The following is a 21553-nucleotide window of genomic DNA, read 5'->3' on the forward strand; positions in this document are numbered from 1 at the left end:
CTCGCTCACGGATCCGACCGGTCTTTGGCGACCGAGTTGCGGCGATCGAGTTGTGGCGATCGTGCGGCCGGGCGGGGACGCAGGGCGGCGGCCGCGCCGGCTGTCGCTGCGCAGTGCGGCGCTGCACACGCGGTGCTGGCCTAAAGGACATGATTCTCCGAGTGCAACTGGGCCCCCGCGCGGATCGATCTTGACCGGCCAAGAGAGGACAAGCGCATGGCATCCGTCGAAGGTCTGGGGGAATCGGCATCGGGTTTTGCGATCGTGGGTTATGCGGCTCGATTTCCGGGCGCCGCCGACGCGGATGAGTTCTGGGACGTCTTGCGGCACGGCCGGGATGCGATATCCGAAGTGCCGCAGGACAGGTGGGATGCCGATGAATTCTTCGACCCCGAGCCGGGTGCGCCGGGCAAGGTCGTCACCCGTCGTGCGGGCTTCGTCGACGACGTAACGGGGTTTGACGCCCCGTTCTTCGGCTTGTCGACGCGCGAGGTCAGGTTGATGGACCCGCAGCACCGGATCTTGCTGGAAACGGCGTGGCGCGCGGTCGAGCATTCGGGCTACGCACCAACGGATCTCGCTGACAGCAACACCGGTGTCTTCGTCGGTTTGGCCACGCACGACTACCTCGGAATGGCCTCCGACGAGCTGACCTATCCCGAGATCGAGGCCTACATGGCCATCGGGACGTCCAACGCCGCCGCGGCCGGGCGGATCAGCTATCGGTTGGGGCTGCAGGGTCCCTCTGTCGCCGTCGACACCGCGTGCAGCTCGTCGCTGGTGGCCATCCATCAGGCGTGCCAGGCCCTGCGCCTCGGCGAATGTGACCTCGCGCTGGCCGGCGGCGCCAACGTCCTGCTCACCCCGGCCACCATGATCACGTTCTCCAGCGCGCACATGCTCGCGCCCGACGGTCGGTGCAAGACATTCGATGCGGCCGCCGACGGCTACGTGCGCGGCGAGGGATGTGGCGTCATCGTGATCAAGCGCCTCGAGGACGCGTTGCGCGACGGGGACCGGATTCGGGCGGTGATCCGCGGCAGCGCGATCAACCAGGATGGCGCTTCGGGTGGGTTGACGGTTCCGAACGGGGTTGCCCAGCAACGGGTCATCGCCGACGCGCTCAAGCGTGCCGACCTCGAGCCCCGCGATGTCGGCTACCTGGAAGCGCACGGCACCGGGACATCGCTCGGCGACCCCATCGAGGCCCAGGCCGCGGGAGCGGTGCTGGGGGCCGGGCGCGAACCCGACCAGCCCCTGCTGATGGGGTCGGTGAAGACCAACATCGGACACCTGGAAGCGGCCGCGGGCATCGCGGGCGTGATCAAGGTGATCCTGTCCCTGGAGAACGAGCTGCTGCCCCAGCACCTCCACTTTCAGAACCCGTCGCCCCACATCCCCTGGGATCGGCTGGCGGTGGAAGTCGTCAAGGAGGCCACGCCCTGGAAACGCAACGGACAACGGCGCATTGCGGGGATCAGCTCATTCGGCTTCGCCGGGACGAACGCTCACGTCATTGTCGAGGAAGCGCCCGAACAGGCGGTATCGGCCCCCGCGGTACCGGCCCCGGTCGATGCGCCCGGGGGCCGGCGGTTCAGCATCCTTCCGCTGTCGGCCCGAACGCCCGCCGCATTGATGCGGCTCGCCGATGAATACCGCGCCTGGCTGGGCGCGAACCCGGAGGCCACCCTGGCGGACGTGTGCTTTACCGCCGGGGCGGGGCGGGCGCACCTGGAGCACCGGGCCGCGTTGGTGGTCAATTCGCGCGAATCCGCCATGGAGCTGCTGGGCGCGCTCGCCGAGGAGCGCCCGGCGCCCGGTTTGTATCGCGGAGAATCCCATGACACACCGAAGACGGCGTGGCTGTTCACCGGTCAGGGCAGCCAATACCCCGGCATGGCCCGGGAGTTGTTCGACACCGAGCCGGTGTTCGCCGAGACGCTGAATCGTTGCGCCGCTGCCGTCGCCGACATTCTCGAAAAGCCGTTGCTGGACGTCGTTTTCGATGTGGACAGCCCGGACAGCGAAGCGACGCTGCAGCAGACCTCCTACGCGCAGCCGGCCTTGTTCGCCGTGGAGCTGGGCCTGGCCCGGCTGTGGCAGTCGTGGGGCTTCGAGCCCGACGTGGTGCTGGGCCACAGCGTCGGCCAGTACTCTGCGGCCTGCGTCGCGGGCGTGCTCAGCCTCGAGGACGGCGCGCTGTTGATGGCCGAACGCGGCCGTCTGTTCGGCAGCTTGCCTTCCGGTGGCCGGATGGTCGCGGTGTTCACCGCGGCCGAGCGGGTCGAGCGGCTGACCGACGAGTCTCCCAGCCTGTCGGTGGCCGCCTACAACGGCGCCAACACCGTATTGTCCGGTCCGGCAGCCGATTTGGAACGCGCGGTGGCCGCATTGTCGGCCGATGGTGTCCGGTGCGACTGGCTCGACACCAGTCACGCGTTCCACTCGGCGCTCCTGGACCCCATCCTCGACGAATTCGAGGCGTATGCGGGAGGATTCGACTTCGCTGCGCCGCAACGGATTTTGATCGACAACCGCACCGGAACCGCGCTGGGTCGCAGCGTGAAGCTCGACGGTGCCTACTGGCGCCGGCACGCGCGCCAGCCGGTGCAATTCGCCAAGAGCGTGCGCACGCTTGCCGAGATGAACTGCAAACTGCTGCTCGAGATCGGCCCGCGACCGGTCCTTACCGCCGCGGCCCTCGGCGCGTGGCCCGACCCGGCCACCGCGCCCCGGGTGATCACGTCGCTGCGGCGCAATACCGCTGACCACCGCCAGATCACCGAAGCGGTCGCCGACGCGTATGTGCTGGGCCACCTGCCCGATTTCGCCGCCTTGCGGCGGCCGCACGCGCGAAAGCTCGACCTGCCCACCTATCCGTTCGAGCGCCGTCAATACTGGTTCCGGGACGCTCGCGAGCGCCCCGAGCAACCCCGGGACACCGGCGGACCGCGAACCGAAGCCGTCCGCCTGCTCGAGGACGGCCGAATCGAGGAACTCGCCGCCCTGCTCGGCGGTGCGAGCGACGACCAGCACACCCTGCAGGTGCTCACCAAGCTTGCGGCGCAACACAATCAACAGCGCACGACCCGGTCCATCGCGGACGACCGCTACGAGATCCGCTGGGACAGGTCAACCTCTCCGCTCTCCGGTGCCGACGTGGACCAGGCAGGCAGCTGGATCGTCGTCTCCGACGATGCCGACGCGGTCCCGCCGTTGGTCGACCTGCTGGCCGCGCGCAACGAACCGCACCAAGTGGTCGGGTTGCCGGCGTCCGACGCCGACGAGGAACGGCTCGCGGAAACGTTGCGCGCTGCGGCAACCGAGGATGCGACGTTACGCATCGTGCATGTCGCGGCCCTGGAAGCCGGGGCCACACCGTCGATGCGGTCACTGTTGCGGATGCAACACCGGATCCTGGGCGGAACGCGGCGGGTCTTTCGGGCGGCGGTGGCCGCCGAACTGCGCGGCCCCATCTGGATCGTGACCCGCGGCGCGCAGCGCGTCGCCGACACGGACACGGTGGCGCCGCATCAGAGTTGCCTGTGGGGATTCGGCCGAGCCGCCTCGCTGGAACTCCCGCACGTGTGGGGCGGACTCGCGGACCTGTCAGAGGGCGGCGACAACGCGGCCGACGAATGGTCTGCGCTCGTCGACCGGATCGCCGCGCCGCACGGCTCGGCCGTCCGGGAAGACCAGCTCGCGCTGCGTGATCGGGCCGTCTACACACCCCGGTTGGCGCGGCGCTCTGCGCCGCCGAGCGGGACACCGCTGCACCTGCGCGGCGACGCAACATATCTGGTGACCGGCGGGCTGGGCGCGATCGGACTGGAGATCGCCGGCCACCTGGCCGCGAATGGCGCCCGGCATCTGGTTCTGACCAGCCGGCGCGATCCCAGCGATGCCACGCAACAGCGCATCAACGCCCTGGGCGAACAGCACGGCTGCCAAATCCGCGTCGTGGCCGCCGATGTCGCCGACGCGCACGACGTGGCACGCCTGCTGGCAAGCGTTCAGGCCGAGCTGCCACCGCTGGCCGGCATCGTGCACGCCGCGGGCGAGATCGGCACCACGCCGCTGAGCGCGCTGCAGGACGCCGAGATCGATCGCGTCTTCGCCGGCAAGGTTTGGGGCGCTTGGCATCTGAGCGAGGCGGCGGCCGACCTCGATCTCGACTTCTTCATCAGCACCTCCTCGATCGCCTCGGTGTGGGGCGGATTCGGCCAGACCGCCTACGGCGCCGCGAACGCCTTCCTCGACGCGCTGGCCTGGCGCCTGCGCGGGCAGGGCATCTTCGCCGTCAGCGTCAACTTCGGGCCGTGGTCGGCGGGCATGGCCGACGCGGAATCCCGCGCCCGACTCGATCAGCGCGGAGTCCGGACGTTGTCTCCCGCCGATGCGCTCGCGGGTCTGGCCGATGCCGTGGCCGCTGCGGCGGGGCAGGGCCTCGTGCAGGGTGTGGTGGCCCGCATCGACTGGGCCCGCTTCTTGCCGCTCTATCAGCAGGCGGGCAGGCGGGCGTTCCTGGCGGAGTTGGAACGCGAGGTGCCCGGGCTGACGAGTACGGCGGGGCCGTCCGCGATCGTCGCGGGGAAGACCCCGTTGGTGGAGCGGCTCACCGGCGCCCCGGTGCAGCAGCGCAAGAAACTTCTGACCGACTACCTGCGGGACGCGGTGGCGGAGGTGACGCGCGTCGATGCCGCGGAGATCCGGGAGGACGCAGGCTTTTTCGATCTCGGCATGGATTCGCTGATGGCCGTCGAATTGCGGCGCCGCATCGAACAGGGCGTGGGCAAGGAGATCCCGGCCACCCTGGCGATGGACCACCCACGGCTGTCCGACGTGGCCGACTACCTGCTGCGCGACGTGCTCGAACTCGGCGACCCGGGGTCGCCGAAACCGAGACCGCAGCCGGCATCGGTCGTGACGACGCGCACGGATGAACCGATCGCGATCGTCGCGGTGTCCTGCCGCTTCCCCGGCGCACCCGACCCGGAAGCGTTCTGGGAGTTGCTGTCCGACGGGGTCGATGCGATCCGCGAGGTCCCCGAGGACCGCTTCGACATCGACGAGTTCTACGACCCCGATCCGGACGCAGCGGGCAAGACCTACACGCGGTTCGGCGGCTTCCTCGACGAAATCGACGGGTTCGATCCCGAATTCTTCGGCATCTCACCCCGCGAGGCCGTCTGGATCGAGCCGCAGCAGCGGCTGATGCTCGAAACGGTGTGGGAGGGCCTCGAAAGGGCGGGGTACGCGCCGGCCGCCTTGCGCGGCAGCCCAACCGGGATTTTCGTGGGCGTGGCGGCCAACGAATATGCGCACCTGTTGTCCTCGGAGTCGATCGACAAGATCGAACCCCACTTCATCACCGGCAACGCGCTCAACGCCATCTCCGGCCGGGTCGCCTTCGCGCTGGGATTGGAAGGACCGGCGGTGGCGATCGACACCGCATGCAGCTCGGCGTTGGTCGCCGTCCACCAGGCCTGCCAGGCGCTGCATTCCGGTGACTGCGACATGGCGCTGGCCGGCGGCGTGAACGTGTTGCTGAGTCCGGTGACGGTCGTCGCGGCCTCCCGCGCGCGGATGCTTTCGCCCGTCGGGCGCTGCAAGACCTTCGACGCCTCCGCCGACGGTTACGTGCGCAGCGAGGGCTGCGGGATTCTCGTACTGAAGAGGCTGAGCGACGCGGAGCGCGATGGCGACCGGATATGCGCGGTCATCCCCGCCAGCGCGGTCAACCAGGACGGGGCGTCCAGCGGCCTGACGGTGCCCAATGGCGGTGCGCAGCAACGGCTTATCGGCTCGGTGCTGGCTCGCGCCGGCCTGACGGGCGGGGACGTCGACTATCTCGAGGCGCACGGGACGGGCACCCCGCTCGGTGATCCGATCGAGGTACAGGCGGCCGCGGCCGCCTACGGGGATGCCCGCGACGCGGACCGGCCGCTGTTGATGGGCTCGGTGAAGACCAACATCGGGCACACCGAATCGGCTTCCGGCGCAGCCGGTTTGATCAAGGTCGTGTTGTCGCTGCAGCACGAGGTCCTGCCGCAAAGCCTGCACTTCGACGAGCCGTCGCCGCACATCCCGTGGGATTCGCTGCCGGTGCGGGTCGTGGACACGGCGATGCCGTGGCGGGCCAACGGCAGACCGCGGCGCGCCGGGGTGAGTTCCTTCGGGTTCACGGGCACCAACGCGCACGTGCTGGTCGAGGAGGCGCCGGCGAGAGCCGCCTCCGCCGACCGGCACCCTGTCGACGACGACGCGACGGAGTCGACGGACCGGGCCCGGGATGGACAGCCGAGCGTGCTGGCGCTGTCCGCGCGGTCACCGGAAGCGCTGGTGGCGTTGACGCGGCGCTACCAGAAGTGGCTGACCACCCACCCGGACGCGGATCTCGCCGAGGTGTGCCTCACCGCCGGAACGGGCCGCTCGCACTTTGAACACCGCGCCGCGCTGGTCGTGGACTCGGTCGAGGGTGCGCGCGAGGCGCTGGCCGAATTGGCCGAGAACCGCCTGCGACCCGGCGTCGTGCGGGGCGAGCACACCCACCACCCGACGACGGCCTGGTTGTTCACCGGCCAGGGCAGCCAGTACCCGGGGATGGCGCGTGAATTGTTCGACACCGAGCCGGTTTTCGCCGACACCGTGACACGTTGTGCCGACGCGGTCGGCGAGATCCTGCCGCATCCGTTGCTGGAGGTGCTGTTCGCCACCGATCGCGAAACGGGAGGCGAAGCCGGAGAAAGGCTGCGGCACACGTCCTTTGCGCAGCCGGCGCTGTTCGCCGTCGAGATGGGCCTGGCCCGGCTCTGGCAGTCGTGGGGGATCCAACCCGATGTGGTGCTGGGGCACAGCGTGGGCCAGTACGCGGCGGCATGTGTGGCTGGCGTGTTCAGCCTCGAGGACGGCGCCCGGCTGATGGCCGAGCGCGGCCGGATGTTCGGCAGCCTGCCCGAAGGTGGGCGCATGGTGGCGGTGTTCGCCGACGCCAAGCACGTCGAGCAGGCCGCCGGCGAATTCCCGCGAGTGTCGGTCGGGGCATACAACGGACCCAACACCGTGCTGTCTGGGCCGGGCGAGGACCTCGAGCAGATCGTCGCCAAGTGCGGTGACGAGGGGATCCGCTGCACGTGGCTGCAGACCAGCCACGCCTTCCACTCGGAACTGTTGGATCCGGTGCTCGACGAATTCGAGTCGTACGCGGCGCAATTCCGGTTCGCCGCCCCGACGATGCCGCTGGTGTGCAACCGCACCGGCGCCGTGCTGACGACCCAGACGCCGCTGGACGCGCAGTACTGGCGTCGGCATTCCCGGCAGCCGGTGCAGTTCGCCGAAAGTGTGCGCACGGTGGCGGCCCTGGGTTGCTCGGTGCTGATGGAGATCGGGCCGCAACCCGTACTGACGGGCGCCGCGGTGCAGGTCTGGCCGGAGCACCTGTCCGCGCCGCGCGCGATCGTCTCGCTGCGCAAGGGTATTGGCGATCGGCGCCAGATCGCCGACGCGCTGGCCGCGGCCTACGTCGGCGGGCTTCGCCCCGATTTCGCTGCGCTGCAGGGTCAGCCGCGTCGCAGGCTCGAGCTGCCCACCTATCCCTTCCAGCGCCGCCGCTTCTGGCCCAAGACGTCCGGCATCGCCGTCGACGGAGGGGCCGGTTCGTCCTCGGGCATCCTCGGCAACGCGAAGGACCTCGCCTCCGGCGACTCGGTCTACACCAGCAGGCTGTCCGTCAAATCGCAGCCGTGGCTGTCCGATCACGTCATCTACGGGACCGTCGTCGTCCCTGGGGCTACCTACGCGGCGATGGCCCTCGCCGCGGTCGGCGCCCCGGCGCGGGTGAAGGACGTCTTCTTCTACGAGCCGATCATCCTGCCCGAGAAGAGCTCTCGCGAGGTGCAGCTCACCCTGCACCCGCTGCAGGACGGCGGTGGGTCCACGTTCCAAGTGCACAGCCGCCCGTACGGTGAACGCGGCGCCGAATGGTCGCTGAACGCCGAGGGCACCGTCGGCACCGGCGCGGATGACGAGCCGGTATCCGAGGGTGATCCGATCGACGAAACGATCGAGCGCCTGAACCGCATGCGCCCGCAGGAATTGTTCGAGACCTTCGCCGACCTGGAGCTGGCGTGGGGGCCGACCTGGTCGGGGTCGCTGAAGTCGCTGTGGCTCGGCGAGGGTGAGGCGATCGGCGACATCCTCGTCGGCGAAGAACTCGCCGAACAACTCGGCAGCGAACCGATGCATCCGGTGCTGATGGACCTGTGCACCGGTGTCGCATTCCCGGCCTTCCCCGCGCTGCTCGCGGCCGAACAGGGCGTCAACGATCTGTTCCTGCCGCTGCGCTACGGCCAAGTGGCGTTGCGGGAGAAGATGCCTCGGCGGTTCTACTGCCACGCGAGGTGGCACAGCAGCGAGCTCAACAGCGAAACCCAGGTCTTCGACCTCGATTTCGTGGACCGGGATGGCCGTCACCTGGGCGGAATTCGCGAATTCACGGTCAAGCGCGCACCGCGCGAGGCGTTGCTGCGGGGCCTGGGTGGGGACGCCACCCGGCTGCTCTACACCCTCGGCTGGCACGAGGTGCCGCCACCGGCGAGCGAAGAAGCCGGCGAGCCCGCCGGTACCTGGCTGATCGCCGGCTTCGACGAACTGGCCGCCAAGGTCCCCGGGTGCATCCCGCTCGACCGCGCCAACGATCCGGATCCGTTGGGGCAGGTGCTGACTGAAGCCCACGAGCGCGGGTTGCCATTCTCCGGTGTCGTCTGGCGCAGCACGGCGCCGAACGGGGAAGAGACGAGCGCGGACGTCACGGCGCGCCTCGAGACCGAGATCGCCAATCTGCTCAGCGCCGTGCACACCGTGCAACGCGGGGAGGTGAAGCTGCCCGGCGGATTGTGGATCGTCACCGAGCGTGCGGTGGCCACCGAATCCGGCGAGCCCGTCGAACCGGTGCAGGCGGCGCTGTGGGGCTTCGGCCGCACCACGATCAACGAGGAACCGGCGCTGCGCGCCAAGCTCGTCGATTGCGACGGCTCACCCGAGGCCGTGCACGCGCTGGCCGCGCTGCTTGGCACCCCGGTCGACGAACCGGAACTGGCCGTGCGGCAAGGAAAGCTGCTGGCCTCGCGGTTGTTGCCGTGGGCGCGCAGCGGTCATCTCACGGTGCCACGCGGGCGCGACTTTGCCCTGGCGCCCACCGAACGCGGCGCGATCGACAACCTGCGGCTGACCGAGGCGGAGGTGCCCGCGCCGGACGAGGGCTACGTGCAGGTCCGGGTCGAGGCCGCGGGCCTCAACTTCCGCGACGTGCTCAACGTCCTCGGCCTCTACCCGGGCGATCCCGGACCGATCGGCGGCGACTTCGCCGGCGTCGTCACCCAATTGGGCGCCGGCGTCACCGGAGTCGAAGTGGGACAACGTGTCTACGGCTCCATGCAGGGCGCGTTCTCCAGCCGGTTCAATGTGCCAGCCCAGTTCCTGGCGCCGATCCCCGACGGGGTGAGCGCGGTCGAGGCGGCCACCATTCCCGCCGCGGCGCTGACGGTGCGGCTGTCCTTCGACTGGGCGCAGCTGAAACCTGGTGACAAGGTCCTCATCCACGCCGCGAGCGGCGGTGTGGGCCTGGCGGCGGTGCAAATGGCGCAGCGGTTCGGTGCCGAAGTGTTCGCCACGGCGAGCACCTTCAAGCGTGCGACGCTGCGCAAGCTCGGCGTGAAGCGCGTCTACGACTCGCGGACAACGGATTTCGCCGATCAGATCCTGGCGGACACCGGCGGTGCCGGCGTGGACGTGGTCCTCAACTCCCTGACCAGCGAGGGGTTCATCGAGGCGACGCTGAAGGCCACCGCCCAGAACGGCCGCTTCGCCGAGATCGCCAAGCGCGACATCTGGACACCCGAGCAGATGGCCGAGGCGCGTCCCGATATCGCCTACGAGATCGTGGCATTGGACACGGTGATGTTCACCGAACCCGATCGCATTCGCGACTTGCTCACCGAGGTGTCGCAAGGCTTGGCCGACGGCGAGTGGACGCCGCTGCCCGCCGAGATCTATCCCCTGACCGAGGCGAGGGCCGCGTTCCGCCGCATGCAGCAGGCGCGGCACATCGGGAAGATCGTGGTCCAGATACCGAATCCGCTGCAGCCGCGGCCCGATCGGAGCTACCTGATCACCGGCGGGCTTGGCGCGATCGGTCTGCACACAGCGTCGCATCTGGCCCAACTCGGTGCCGGAGACATCGTGCTGACCAGCCGGCGCGAGCCCGGTGCGGACGCGCAACGGCTGATCGAGGAGATCACCGAGCGCTACAAGTGCCGCGTCCACGTCTTCGCCACCGACGTCGGCGACGAGTCCGCGGTGGCGGGTCTGCTGGAGCGCATCCGGTCGGAGTTGCCGCCGCTGGCCGGTGTGGTGCACCTGGCGGGCGTGCTCGACGATGCGCTGCTGTCGCAGCAGACCGTGGAGCGATTCCGAACGACGCTGTTGCCCAAGGCGATCGGCGCCTACCACCTCGACAGGCTGACGAAGGCCGACGAGCTGGACTTCTTCATCGTGTCGTCGTCGGTGTCGAGTTTGTTCGGTTCGCCCGGCCAGTCCAACTACGCGACTGCCAACGCGCTGCTCGACGGTCTGGTCGCGCAGCGCAGGGCGCAAGGCTTGCCCGCCACGGGGGTCAACTTCGGTCCCTGGGCCCAAGGGGGCATGGCGTCTTCGGACGCCGCGACCGCCAATATCAGTGCGCAGGGCCTGATTCCGCTGGAACCGTCGGCCGCGCTCGGCGCCCTCGCCGAGGTCGTGGCGAACGGCACCGGTCAGGCCACCGTCCTCAAGGCCAACTGGCAGCGTGCCGCGAAGGTGCTGGGCAGTTCGCGTCCGCCGATCCTCGATCTGGTGTTGCCCAGTGCCGCCGGGGAGGTGACCGGTGACAGCGAGTTGCTCAAGCAGCTGATGGAGATTCCGGTGCCCCAGCGTGCCGGTTTCGTGACCGAATTCCTGCAGCGCGAGGTGCAGAACTTCCTGCGGCTCGCGTCGCCGCCCGCCGCGAGCAGCCGGTTCTTGGACCTGGGCACGGATTCGCTCATGGCCATCGAGCTCCGCAACCGGCTGCACAGCCAGTTCGGCGGCAAGTTCACCATCAACGCGACGGCGGTCTTCGACTATCCGACCATCGGGGGGCTCGCCGAATATCTCGTGGCCCAGCTGCCCGATGCGGAACCGGAACCGGTCGAGGAGGCGTCGTAACATCCGGCGCCGGCGCGCCGGCGCGAACGTGGACTTGTGGCGCGGAAAGCCGGCGTGTCGGCCCAACAACTCGACGTTCGGCCGGTTACGCGCTCAGTCGCTGATGTCGAATCCCGCGTTGATCTTGGTCGGTCGCACCCGCACCACGAGCTCGCCGGGCGAGGAGTTGCGCCGGCCGAACTCCTCGGCGCGCTCGGCGCCCATGTACCGGGCGCCGGTTCGGGTGGCGATGTCCAGCACGTCCGCGGGGTCTTCGCTCACCGTCGCCACGCCCTGCACCTGGACGAACGAGTAGGGCGGGTGCGGGTCGTCGACGCAGATCACGACGCGTGAATCACGCGCTATCGCACGCCCTTTCGACGTGTCACGGCCGGTGTTGAAGGCCAGCTGACCCTCGTCGACGACGAACCACACCGGGGTGACCAGCGGCCGGCCGTCGGCGGCGACGTACCCCAGCATCCCGGTGCGGGTGCCGGCCGACAGAAACTCGATGACCCTGTCCGACAGCTCGGCCATGGGTCAGAGGCGGACCAGCTCGTAGTCGCCGAGCCGGTCGATCAGGTTGTGCAGGTGCTCGCCGGAGGTGCCCAGGGTGTGCTCGATGGCGGTGAGCCGGGCGGCGTAGTGGCTGATCGGATATTCCGCGGTGACGCCGATGCCGCCGTGCATCTGGATCGACTCCTGCGCGATGTGCCGGCCCGAGCGGCCGATCTGCAGCTTGGCCCGCGAGGCGATCACCGGATCGAGGTTGCCGTCGGCGATCGACATCGCCGCGTACAGGCTCATGCTGCGGGCCAGTTCCAGCGACACGTACATGTCGGCGGCCCGCTGTGTCAGCGCCTGGAATTTGTTGAGCGTGACACCGAACTGCTTGCGGGTCTTGAGGTAATCGGTCGTCAGGCGCAGCGATTCCTCCATCGCCCCGAGCGCCTCGGCGCACAGCGCCGACTGGATGCGGATGATGGCGTTGCGGATGGCGCCCGACGCGTCGGCCGCCTCACCCAGAGGTTCGGCGGCGGCGGAGTCGAGGTCGATCTGGGCGCCGCGCTGCCCGTCGAAGGTGCGGTACGGGTGCCGTGTCACAGTCTTTTCGACGCTCGCGTCGACCAGGAACAGGCCCGTGCCGCCGTCGGGCAGGGCGGCGCTGACCACCAGGGTGTCGGCGCAGTCCCCGGCGAGCACCGGGTTCTTACGGCCGCTCACCGTCCACGAATCACCTTGCTGCGCAGCCTTGGTGGTCAACGCGGCGGACGGCCTGCGTTGGCCCGGTTCGAGGTGGGCGAAGGCCAACAGCCGCTGCCCGGACGCGACCTCGTCGAGCAGCTGCTTCTGTTCCTGGCTGCCCAGCTCGGCGACCAGCGCGCCGGGTCCCAGCGCGGCGTGCAGGACGGGTTCGGGGGCCAGCCGGCGCCCGATCTCGGTCAGCACCACCGCGATCTCGATCTGGCCGGACTCGTCGGGCTCGAATCCCAGCCCGAGGATCCCGGTGTCGGCGAGCTGGCTCCAGACCTCGCGGCTCCAGCCCAGATCGGAGCCGATGACCTTGTTGCGGCTTTCCGGGTCATAGGTGCGCGCCAGTAGGTCGCGGGTGGTGTCTCGGAGCAGGGACTGCTCGTCGCTCAACTGAAAGTCCATGGCTGCCTCACAATCCCAGAATGGTGGACGCGATGATGTTGCGTTGCACTTCGCTGCTGCCGCCGTAGATCGACGTCTTGCGGTAGTTGAGGTAGTGCGGCGCACTGTGCTGCGCCCAGGACGGCGACGAGATGTCTTCGCCGTTGGCCGGTAGCGCATCCGGCCCGGCGACCTCGACGAGCAGTTCGGTGGCGATCTGCTGCAACTGGCTGCCGCGCAGTTTGAGCACCGACGAGGCCGGGTTGGGCTGCCCGTTGGCGGAGTCGGTGACTACACGCGACTGCGTGAGTTCCAGTGCGAGCAGCTCGTTTTCGGCTTCGGCCAGCCGCGCCGCGAACAACGGATCGTCGAGCACCCCGGTGGCCGCGGCGTGCTTCTTCACCTCGGCGAGGCGCACCTTGGTCCGGCCCACGCCGGCGATGCCGGTGCGCTCGTTGCCCAGCAGGAATTTCGCGTACGTCCAGCCCTTGTTCTCTTCTCCGACAAGCTGATTGGCCGGCACGCGGACGTCTTCGAAAAACACCTCGTTGATCTCGTGGCCGCCGTCGATCGTCTTGATGGGCCGCAGCGTGATGCCCGGCGTCTTCATGTCGAACAGCAGGAACGAGATGCCCGCCTGGCGCTTGGGCGCCTGGGGGTCGGTGCGGACCAGGCAGAAGATCCAATCCGCGTACTGGCCGAGGGTGGTCCAGGTCTTCTGGCCGTTGACGACGTAGCTGTCGCCGTCGCGGACCGCGGTGGTGCGCAGCGACGCCAGGTCCGACCCGGCCTCCGGCTCGGAAAACCCTTGGCACCACCAGATGTCGAGGCTGGCCGTCGGGGGCAGAAAGCGTTGTTTGACTTCCTCCGAACCGAATTCGGCGATCACCGGGCCCACCATCTTGGTGTTGAAGTTCAGCGGCTCCGGGACGCACGCCAGCTGCATCTCGTCGGCCCAGATCTGGTGCTGGGTCGGCGTCCAGTCCTTGCCGCCCCACTCGACCGGCCAGTTCGGTACCGCCAACCCGTGTTCGTGCAAGATTTTGTGGCTGGTGACGATGTCGTCGCGGTTCACTTCCGCCGAGCCCTGGCGCACCCGGTCGCGCAACTCCTGGGGGATCTTGGTCGTGTAGATGCTGCGGAGTTCGTCGCGGAACGCGGCTTCCTCGGGTGTGAGCGCCAGTTGCATGGCAGCCTCCTGTCGTGTCGGGGTGACCGTGGCGACCCATCACCCAGAGCCGATTTCTGGCGATGCTGGTCGTTCGCTCAACCTCCATCTTGACCCATTCCCTGCGGGCGCTGTGCACAGCCTCGGGTTAATCCACAGATCGGCCCCGAGGCGTCCTGCGCCGGGCCGGTTGCGGCGGCGGGCGGACCTACGGTCGGCCCATGCGAACAGAACTTCCGGCCGAGCGCCTGCAGCGGCGGCTCCGCGCCGAACCGGATGCCGATGCGGCCGCCGGGGATTCCGGGACGACGTCGGCCGAGGACTCCGCGAACGACGACCAGAACTCGCTGCTGCCGCGCTGGCTGCCCGACGCGTCCGACGATCGGGGCTGGGTGGCGAAGGTGCGCGCCGACCCGGGACGCGCGGGCGCCATCGGGCTGGCGATCGTGGCGGCGCTGGCGGTGCTGGTCACGGTGTTCACGTTGGTGCGCGACCGGCCGGCGCCGGTGATGTCGGCCAAGCTGCCGCCGGTCGAGAAGGTGGCGACGGCGAGCCCGCGCTCCTCGGCGAGCCCCGCCGCCGAACCGGACCACCCGGTGGTGGTCAGCGTCGTCGGCCTGGTGCACACCCCTGGGCTGGTGACGCTCGCGCCCGGCGCCCGCATCGCCGACGCGCTGCAGGCCGCCGGCGGCGCGGTGAACGGCGCCGACACCATCGGACTGAACATGGCCCGACCGCTCGGCGACGGTGAGCAGATTGTGGTCGGTCTCGCTCCCGCTCCGGGACAGCCGACGGCGCTGGGCAGTTCGGTGGCCTCCGGATCGCCGCCCACGTCCAAAGCGCCGCCCCCTCGGCCAGGGTCGGGGCCAGGGTCGGCCAAGCCGAAAGCGGGCGAGGCGGTCAACCTCAACACCGCGACCGTCCAGGAACTCGACGCGCTGCCGGGCGTCGGGCCGGTCACCGCCGCCGCGATCGTGGCGTGGCGGCAGGCCAACGGCAGGTTCACCAGCGTTGACCAGCTCGCCGATGTCGAGGGCATCGGGCCGGCGCGGCTGGAGAAGCTACGCGCCCTGGTCCGTGTCTGAGGGTGCATCACCCCGGGTTGGGTGCCCCGCCCGGCGCCCGAGTCGACGTGCGCCTGGTGCCGGCGGCGCTGACCTGCTGGGCGGTCACCGCCGGCGGGATCTGGTGGCCGATCGGGCGCGCCCTCGCCTGGTGCTGCGTCGTGTTGATCGGCGCCTCGGCGGCGCTGGCGTGGCGCGCGCGAGACCGTCCCGCTGCAGGGGCGCGGTTACGGGCGATCAGCGCGGCGCTCGCGGCGATCGGCGTCGTGGGGGCGGGTTTCGGGTTCGCGATCGCGTTGCGCGCCGACGCGGTCGATCGCCACCCGATCGCCGCGGTGTACGGCATGACCGCCGCGGTCACGGTCACCCCCACCGAGAGCCCGGTGTCGTTGGGTAGCGCCCGGTTGATGTTTCGGGCCACCCTGCAACGCCTGCGGGACGACGAGATCTCCGGGCGGGTGGTCGTTTTCGCGCGCGCCGCGGATTTCGGTGGGCTGATGGTGGGACAACCGCTGCGGTTCAGCGCGCGCATCGGCCGTCCGATGCGGCGCGATTTGACGGTCGCGGTGCTCAACGCGTCGGGCCGGCCGACCATGGGCGCCGCGGGCGCCGTGCAACGGGTGGCGCACGGCGTGCGCAGCCGGTTCTCCGGGGCGGTCCGCGAGGCGTTGCCCGGCGAGCAGGCCGCGCTGCTGCCCGCGCTGGTGCTCGGCGACACCTCGGCGGTGTCCAGCGACACGGGCCGTGACTTCCGCGCGGCCGGCATGACGCACCTGATGGCGGTGTCGGGGGCCAACGTGACGATCGTGTGTGCCGCCGTGCTGTTCTCGGCCCGATTGGTCGGCCCCCGGACGGCCGTCGTCCTTGCCGCGCTGGCTTTGGTGGCCTTCGTCATCGTCGTGCAACCGACCGCCAGCGTGTTGCGGGCCGCGGTGATGGGCGCCATCGCGTTGGCGGGAATGCTGTCTTCGCGTCGGCGCCAAGCCATTCCGGCCCTTGCCGCCGCGGTGCTGCTGTTGTTTGCCGTCGCCCCGCAGCTGGCCGTCGACGTCGGGTTCGCGCTGTCGGCGCTCGCCACGGCCGCGCTGATCGTCGTCGCACCGGTCTGGTCGCGGCGGCTGACGGCCCGAGGTTGCCCCAAGCCGCTGGCCGATGCGCTGGCCGTAGCCTGGGCCGCGCAGATCGTGACCGCGCCGCTGGTCGCGGCGATCTCCGGCCGGTTCAGCGTGGTCGCCGCCGCCGCCAACCTCGTCGTGGCGGCCGTGATCGCGCCGATCACGGTGTTGGGCACCGCGGCCGCGGCACTCTGCCCGCTATGGCCGGCCGCCGCGCGGTTGCTCATTCGCTTCACCGGCCCCGAGTTGTGGTGGGTGGCCGGCGTGGCCCGCTGGGCGGCCGGCCTGCCCGGGGCGACGGTGCCGGTCCCGGAGGGCACGCCCGGCACGATGCTCGTCGGTGGTGTGACCGTGCTGGCGATCGTGCTGTGGCGGTGGCGCCCGTTCCGCCTCGTCTCGGGGGTGGCCGCGCTGGCCGGGCTGGCCTGGGCGCTGTCCGGGATCGTCGGTCGGCCGTGACACCATCATGGGGTGAGCGAGGTTTCGCCGTTGCACCTGGTGCTGGGAGATGAGGAGCTGCTGGTCGAGCGGGCGGTGGCCGACGTGCTGCGGTCGGCGCGGAAACGGGCCGGCAACGACGCGGACATTCCGGTCAACCGGATGCGAGCGGGTGACGTCAGCACCTACGAGCTCGCCGAGCTGCTGAGCCCCTCGCTGTTCGCCGACGAACGCATCGTCGTGCTGGAGGCCGCCGGCGAAGCGGGCAAAGACGCTGCCGCAGTGATTGTTTCGGCCGCGACCGACATGCCGGCGGGCGTCGTGCTGGTGGTGGTGCACTCGGGCGGCGGGCGGGCCAAGGCGCTGGCCACCGACCTGCAGAAGCTCGGCGCCCAGGTGCACCCGTGCGCGCGGATCACCAAGCTCAGCGAACGCATCGACTTCGTTCGCAAGGAGTTCCGCGCCCTGCGCGTCAAGGCCGACGAGCAGACCGTGACCGCGATGCTGGACGCGGTCGGCTCCGACCTGCGCGAGTTGGCGTCCGCCTGCTCCCAATTGGTCGCCGACACCGGCGGCGCCGTCGACGCCGCCGCGGTGCGGCGCTATCACAGCGGCAAGGCCGAGGTGAAAGGCTTCGACATCGCCGACAAGGCGGTGGCCGGCGACATCGAGGGAGCAGCCGAGGCGCTGCGCTGGGCGATGATGCGAGGCGAGCCCCTCGTGGTGCTGGCGGACGCCCTGGCCGAGGCGATCCACACCATCGGCCGCGTCGGACCGCTGTCGGGCGATCCCTACCGGATGGCGTCGCAGCTGGGCATGCCGCCCTGGCGCGTGCAGAAGGCCCAGAAACAGGCCCGGCATTGGTCGCGCGACACGGTGGCCGCGGCGATGCAGGTTGTCGCGGCGCTCAACGCGAACGTCAAGGGGGCGGTGGCGGACGCCGACTACGCCCTGGAATCCGCGGTCAGGCAGGTTGCCGAGCTAGCCGCCCAGCGCAGCCGCTGAGGCCGGGCCTCAGAGCTTGTTGAGGGCCTGGGCCAGCGCCGACTTCTTGTTGGCGGCCTGGTTCTTGTGAATCACGCCCTTGCTGGCGGCCTTATCCAGCTTGCGGTTGGTCGACACCAGCAACTCGGCGGCCTTCTCCTTGTCGCCGGCGCTGGTGGCCTCGCGGAACGCGCGGACGGCGGTGCGCAGCGACGACTTCACCGACTTGTTGCGCAGGCGAGCGCGCTCGTTCGTCTTGTTGCGCTTCTGCTGCGACTTGATGTTGGCCACGCTCGAGTTCCTTCTTCGATCAGACGTTTGGTTGGGCGCCGGAAATCACCACAGCGATTGCCCAGGTTATCAGTGAGTTACGTTTTCTCCCAAAACGGGAACACGTCGGCTGCCAGAACATCGATTTGAGGCAGCATCTGAACAGTGAGTCTGACGAACCAGCTTGAGGAGACCAGGCGGGGTTTTCGCGCTGCGCGTTCTGAGCGGATTTTCGGTGGATACAACACATCCTCGGACGCCTACGACATGGCCTTCGACGAGATGTTCGACGCCCAGGGCGCCGTTCGTGGCCCCTACAAGGGCATCTACGCCGAACTTGCGCCGTCGGACGCCTCGGAGCTCAAGGCTCGCGCCGAAGCGCTCTCGCGCGCGTTCCTCGACCAGGGCATCACCTTCTCTTTGTCGGGCCAGGAGCGGCCCTTTCCGCTGGACTTGGTGCCGCGGGTCATCTCGGCCGCCGAGTGGGCCCGGCTCGAACGCGGCATCACCCAGCGGGTCAAGGCGCTCGAGATGTACCTCGACGACATCTACGGCGACCAGGAAATCCTCAACGACGGGGTGATCCCGCGCCGGTTGGTCACCTCGTGCGAGCATTTCCACCGCCAGGCGATGGGCATCGTCCCGCCCAACGGCGTCCGGATCCACGTCGCCGGCATCGATCTGATCCGCGACGAAAAGGGCAATTTCCGGGTCCTTGAGGACAATCTGCGCTCGCCGTCGGGCGTCTCCTATGTAATGGAGAACCGCCGCACCATGGCCCGCGTCTTCCCGAACCTGTTCGCCACGCATCGCGTGCGTTCCGTCGACGACTACGCCTCCCACCTGCTGCGGGCGCTGCGCAACTCCGCGGCCACCAACGAGGCCGACCCGACGGTGGTGGTGCTGACCCCGGGCGTCTACAACTCGGCGTATTTCGAGCATTCGCTGCTGGCCCGTCAGATGGGTGTCGAGCTGGTCGAAGGGCGCGACATGTTCTGTCGCGACAACCAGGTGTACATGCGCACCACCGAAGGGGAGCGCCAGGTCGACGTCATCTACCGGCGCATCGACGACGCCTTCCTGGACCCGCTGCAGTTCCGCGCCGACTCGGTGCTGGGGGTGGCCGGCCTGGTCAACGCCGCCCGCGCCGGAAACGTCGTCATCTCCAGCGCGATCGGCAACGGCGTCGGCGACGACAAACTCGTCTACACCTACGTGCCCACCATGATCGAGTACTACCTGGGCGAGAAGCCGCTGCTGGCCAACGTCGAGACGCTGCGCTGCTGGCTCGACGACGAACGCGAAGAGGTGCTCGACCGGATCGACGAGTTGGTCCTCAAGCCGGTCGAGGGATCCGGCGGCTACGGCATCGTGTTCGGCCCGGAGGCCTCCGAGAAGGAGTTGGCCGCCGTCGCCAAAAAGATCCGCGACGATCCGCGCAGCTGGATCGCCCAGCCGATGATGGAGCTTTCGACGGTGCCGACACAGGTCGGCAGCGCGCTTGCCCCCCGCTACGTCGACTTGCGTCCGTTCGCGGTCAACGACGGCAACGACGTCTGGGTGCTGCCCGGTGGCCTGACCCGGACGGCGCTGGTCGAGGGGTCACGGGTGGTCAACTCCAGCCAGGGTGGCGGCTCGAAGGACACCTGGGTATTGGCGTCGCGGGCATCGGCCGGCGACCACGAGCTCGAGGCGGCGGAGGTGGTGCGGGCGCTGCCGACCTCCATGCCCGACCCCATGCTGGACGACTCGCCGCGGTTGGCCTCGCAACAGCCGCAACCCACCGAACGGCCCGTGCGCGAACAGCTCGAACAGCAGCAGCAACAACGGGCGGTGTTCGATGCTGGCACGTAACGCCGAGGCGCTCTACTGGATCGGGCGCTACGTCGAACGCGCCGACGACACCGCGCGGATTCTGGACGTTGTCCTGCACCAGTTGCTCGAGGATTCCAGCGTCGACCCCGATCAGGCTTCGCGCCTGCTGCTGCGGGTGCTCGGCATCGATCCACCGGATCATGAACTCGACGTGTGGTCGTTGACCGATTTGGTGGCCTACAGCAAAAACGCCCAGGGCGGCTGCTCGATCGTCGACGCCATCACCGCGGCCCGCGAAAACGCGAAGTCGGCGCGGGAGGTGACGTCCAGCGAGATCTGGGAGTGCCTCAACACCACCTACCACGCCCTGCCCGAACGCGAGCGCGCCGCCAAACGCCTTGGGCCGCATGACTTCCTGTCGTTCGTGGAGCGGCGGGCGGCGATGTTCGCCGGGCTGGCCGACTCCACGCTGTCGCGCGACGACGGGTATCGCTTCATGGTCTTGGGTCGGGCGATCGAGCGCGTCGACATGACGGTGCGCCTGTTGCTGTCGCGGGTCGGAGACAGCGCCTCGTCCCCGGCCTGGGTGACGCTGCTGCGGTCGGCGGGCGCGCACGACACCTATCTGCGCACGTATCGCGGTGTGCTCGACGCGGGGCGGGTGGTCGAGTTCATGTTGCTCGACCGGCTGTTTCCGCGTTCGGTGTTCTACTCGCTGCGGCTGGCCGAACACAACCTCGATGAACTGGTCCGCAATCGGCAGAGCCGGATCGGGGCGACCGCCGAGGCCCAGCGGTTGCTGGGGCAGGCCCGCAGCGAGTTGGAGTTCGTCCAGCCGGGGGTGCTGCTCGAGACGCTGGAGGGCCGGCTGGCGGGCCTGCAGCGCACCTGCCGCGACGTCGGGGAAGCCTTGGCGCTGCAGTACTTTCACATCGCGCCGTGGGTGGCGTGGTCGGACGCCGGTCAGCGCCCCCGACTGGTCAGCAGGAAAGAGGACAGCTGATGTGGCGGCTGCGGGTGGTGCACACCACGGGGTACGCCTACCAGTCACCGGTGACCGCCTCCTACAACGAAGCCCGGCTGACGCCGCGGTCGAACAACCGCCAGAACGTCATCCTCAACCGCGTCGAAACCATCCCGGCAACCCGGTCCTACCGCTACATCGACTATTGGGGTACCGCGGTGACGGCGTTCGATTTGCACGCGCCGCACACCGATCTGACGGTGATGTCCTCTTCGGTCGTGGAGACCGAACGCGCCGAGGGGCCGGCCACCGAGGCGGGCTGGGACGACCTGCGCTCGGATGCCGTGATCGATCGCTTCGACGACCTGCTCCGCCCCACCGGGCACACCCCGGCCAGCAAGCGGGTCGCCTCGGTGGGCAAGAAGATCAGCAAAACCCACGCGCCGGCCGAAGCCGTTGTCGCCGCGGCCCATTGGGTGCGCGACGAACTGGACTACCTGCCGGGAACAACCAGCGTGCACTCGTCGGGGCTGGACGCGCTCAAGGCGGGCAAGGGTGTCTGCCAGGACTTCGTACACCTGACGCTGATGTTGTTGCGCGGCATGGGGATTCCCGCGCACTACGTTTCGGGATACCTGCATCCCAAACGCGACGCCGTCGTCGGGGACACCGTGGAAGGGCGCAGTCACGCCTGGATCGAGGCGTGGACGGGGGCCTGGTGGAGTTATGACCCCACCAACGACACCGAGATCACCGAGCAGTACGTCGGCGTGGGTGCGGGTCGCGACTACGCCGATGTTTCCCCATTGAAGGGCATCTACTCCGGGGAGGGCGCCACCGATCTCGACGTGATCGTGGAGGTGACCCGGCTCGCCTAGGG

11 protein-coding genes are annotated in these 21553 nt (G+C 69.3%); 7 read left to right on the forward strand and 4 right to left on the reverse strand.

Annotated features, from left to right (window positions below; all coding sequences use genetic code 11):
* Nucleotides 1–216: 216 nt before the first annotated feature.
* Complete coding sequence (locus OCU_RS33995; protein ID WP_014379696.1) at nt 217–11241, forward strand: type I polyketide synthase; 11025 nt, start codon at nt 217–219, stop codon at nt 11239–11241.
* A 93-nt stretch (nt 11242–11334) separates the two neighbouring features.
* On the opposite strand, the gene OCU_RS34000 is transcribed toward OCU_RS33995, so the two are convergent.
* Genes OCU_RS34000 through OCU_RS34010 form a run of 3 tightly spaced genes read right to left on the reverse strand, consistent with a single transcriptional unit; the run spans nt 11335 to nt 14044 of the window.
* Nucleotides 11335–11757: a PPOX class F420-dependent oxidoreductase gene (locus OCU_RS34000; RefSeq protein WP_008255252.1), complete on the reverse strand. Its 423-nt coding sequence runs from the start codon at nt 11755–11757 to the stop codon at nt 11335–11337.
* A gap of 3 nt (nt 11758–11760) precedes the next feature.
* Complete coding sequence (locus tag OCU_RS34005; protein WP_014379697.1) at nt 11761–12876, reverse strand: acyl-CoA dehydrogenase family protein; 1116 nt, start codon at nt 12874–12876, stop codon at nt 11761–11763.
* Nucleotides 12877–12883: 7 nt separating this feature from the next.
* The gene (locus OCU_RS34010; protein ID WP_008255257.1) at nt 12884–14044 is read right to left on the reverse strand and encodes an acyl-CoA dehydrogenase family protein; all 1161 of its coding nucleotides are present in this window, start codon (nt 14042–14044) and stop codon (nt 12884–12886) included.
* Nucleotides 14045–14244: 200 nt separating this feature from the next.
* On the opposite strand from OCU_RS34010, the gene OCU_RS34015 reads away from it, so the two are divergent.
* From OCU_RS34015 to holA, 3 genes are read left to right on the forward strand one after another with little or no spacing between them, the layout of a single operon-like run.
* The gene (locus tag OCU_RS34015; RefSeq protein WP_014379698.1) at nt 14245–15108 is read left to right on the forward strand and encodes a ComEA family DNA-binding protein; all 864 of its coding nucleotides are present in this window, start codon (nt 14245–14247) and stop codon (nt 15106–15108) included.
* A 47-nt stretch (nt 15109–15155) separates the two neighbouring features.
* Nucleotides 15156–16661, forward strand: a complete 1506-nt coding sequence (locus tag OCU_RS34020; RefSeq protein ID WP_014379699.1) for a ComEC/Rec2 family competence protein — start codon at nt 15156–15158, stop codon at nt 16659–16661.
* 30 nt (nt 16662–16691) lie between these two features.
* Complete coding sequence (gene holA, locus OCU_RS34025) at nt 16692–17645, forward strand: DNA polymerase III subunit delta (RefSeq protein ID WP_085977676.1); 954 nt, start codon at nt 16692–16694, stop codon at nt 17643–17645.
* A gap of 9 nt (nt 17646–17654) precedes the next feature.
* On the opposite strand, the gene rpsT is transcribed toward holA, so the two are convergent.
* Nucleotides 17655–17915 carry a 30S ribosomal protein S20 gene (rpsT, locus tag OCU_RS34030; protein WP_008255272.1) on the reverse strand — a complete coding sequence of 87 codons (261 nt, stop codon included), beginning with the start codon at nt 17913–17915 and terminating at the stop codon, nt 17655–17657.
* 144 nt (nt 17916–18059) lie between these two features.
* Between rpsT and OCU_RS34035 the strand changes: the two genes are divergently transcribed.
* From OCU_RS34035 to OCU_RS34045, 3 genes are read left to right on the forward strand one after another with little or no spacing between them, the layout of a single operon-like run.
* Complete coding sequence (locus OCU_RS34035; RefSeq protein WP_014379700.1) at nt 18060–19748, forward strand: circularly permuted type 2 ATP-grasp protein; 1689 nt, start codon at nt 18060–18062, stop codon at nt 19746–19748.
* The gene (locus tag OCU_RS34040) at nt 19735–20712 is read left to right on the forward strand and encodes an alpha-E domain-containing protein (protein ID WP_009953605.1); all 978 of its coding nucleotides are present in this window, start codon (nt 19735–19737) and stop codon (nt 20710–20712) included. Before OCU_RS34035 ends, OCU_RS34040 begins: the two co-directional genes overlap by 14 nt.
* The gene (locus tag OCU_RS34045; RefSeq protein WP_009953606.1) at nt 20712–21551 is read left to right on the forward strand and encodes a transglutaminase family protein; all 840 of its coding nucleotides are present in this window, start codon (nt 20712–20714) and stop codon (nt 21549–21551) included. The genes OCU_RS34040 and OCU_RS34045 overlap by 1 nt, the downstream gene beginning before the upstream one ends.
* Nucleotides 21552–21553: the final 2 nt, after the last annotated feature.

This window comes from Mycobacterium intracellulare ATCC 13950 (assembly GCF_000277125.1).
Classification (GTDB): domain Bacteria; phylum Actinomycetota; class Actinomycetes; order Mycobacteriales; family Mycobacteriaceae; genus Mycobacterium; species Mycobacterium intracellulare.

What these genes read in the sequence shown, in the direction of transcription:
- OCU_RS34045 (WP_009953606.1), top strand. Translation starts at nt 20,712, where the DNA reads ATGTGGCGGCTGCGGGTGGTGCACACCACGGGGTACGCCTACCAGTCA.
- OCU_RS34005 (WP_014379697.1), bottom strand. Translation starts at nt 12,876, where the DNA reads ATGGACTTTCAGTTGAGCGACGAGCAGTCCCTGCTCCGAGACACCACC.
- OCU_RS34015 (WP_014379698.1), top strand. Translation starts at nt 14,245, where the DNA reads ATGCGAACAGAACTTCCGGCCGAGCGCCTGCAGCGGCGGCTCCGCGCC.
- OCU_RS34010 (WP_008255257.1), bottom strand. Translation starts at nt 14,044, where the DNA reads ATGCAACTGGCGCTCACACCCGAGGAAGCCGCGTTCCGCGACGAACTC.
- OCU_RS33995 (WP_014379696.1), top strand. Translation starts at nt 217, where the DNA reads ATGGCATCCGTCGAAGGTCTGGGGGAATCGGCATCGGGTTTTGCGATC.
- OCU_RS34000 (WP_008255252.1), bottom strand. Translation starts at nt 11,757, where the DNA reads ATGGCCGAGCTGTCGGACAGGGTCATCGAGTTTCTGTCGGCCGGCACC.
- OCU_RS34040 (WP_009953605.1), top strand. Translation starts at nt 19,735, where the DNA reads ATGCTGGCACGTAACGCCGAGGCGCTCTACTGGATCGGGCGCTACGTC.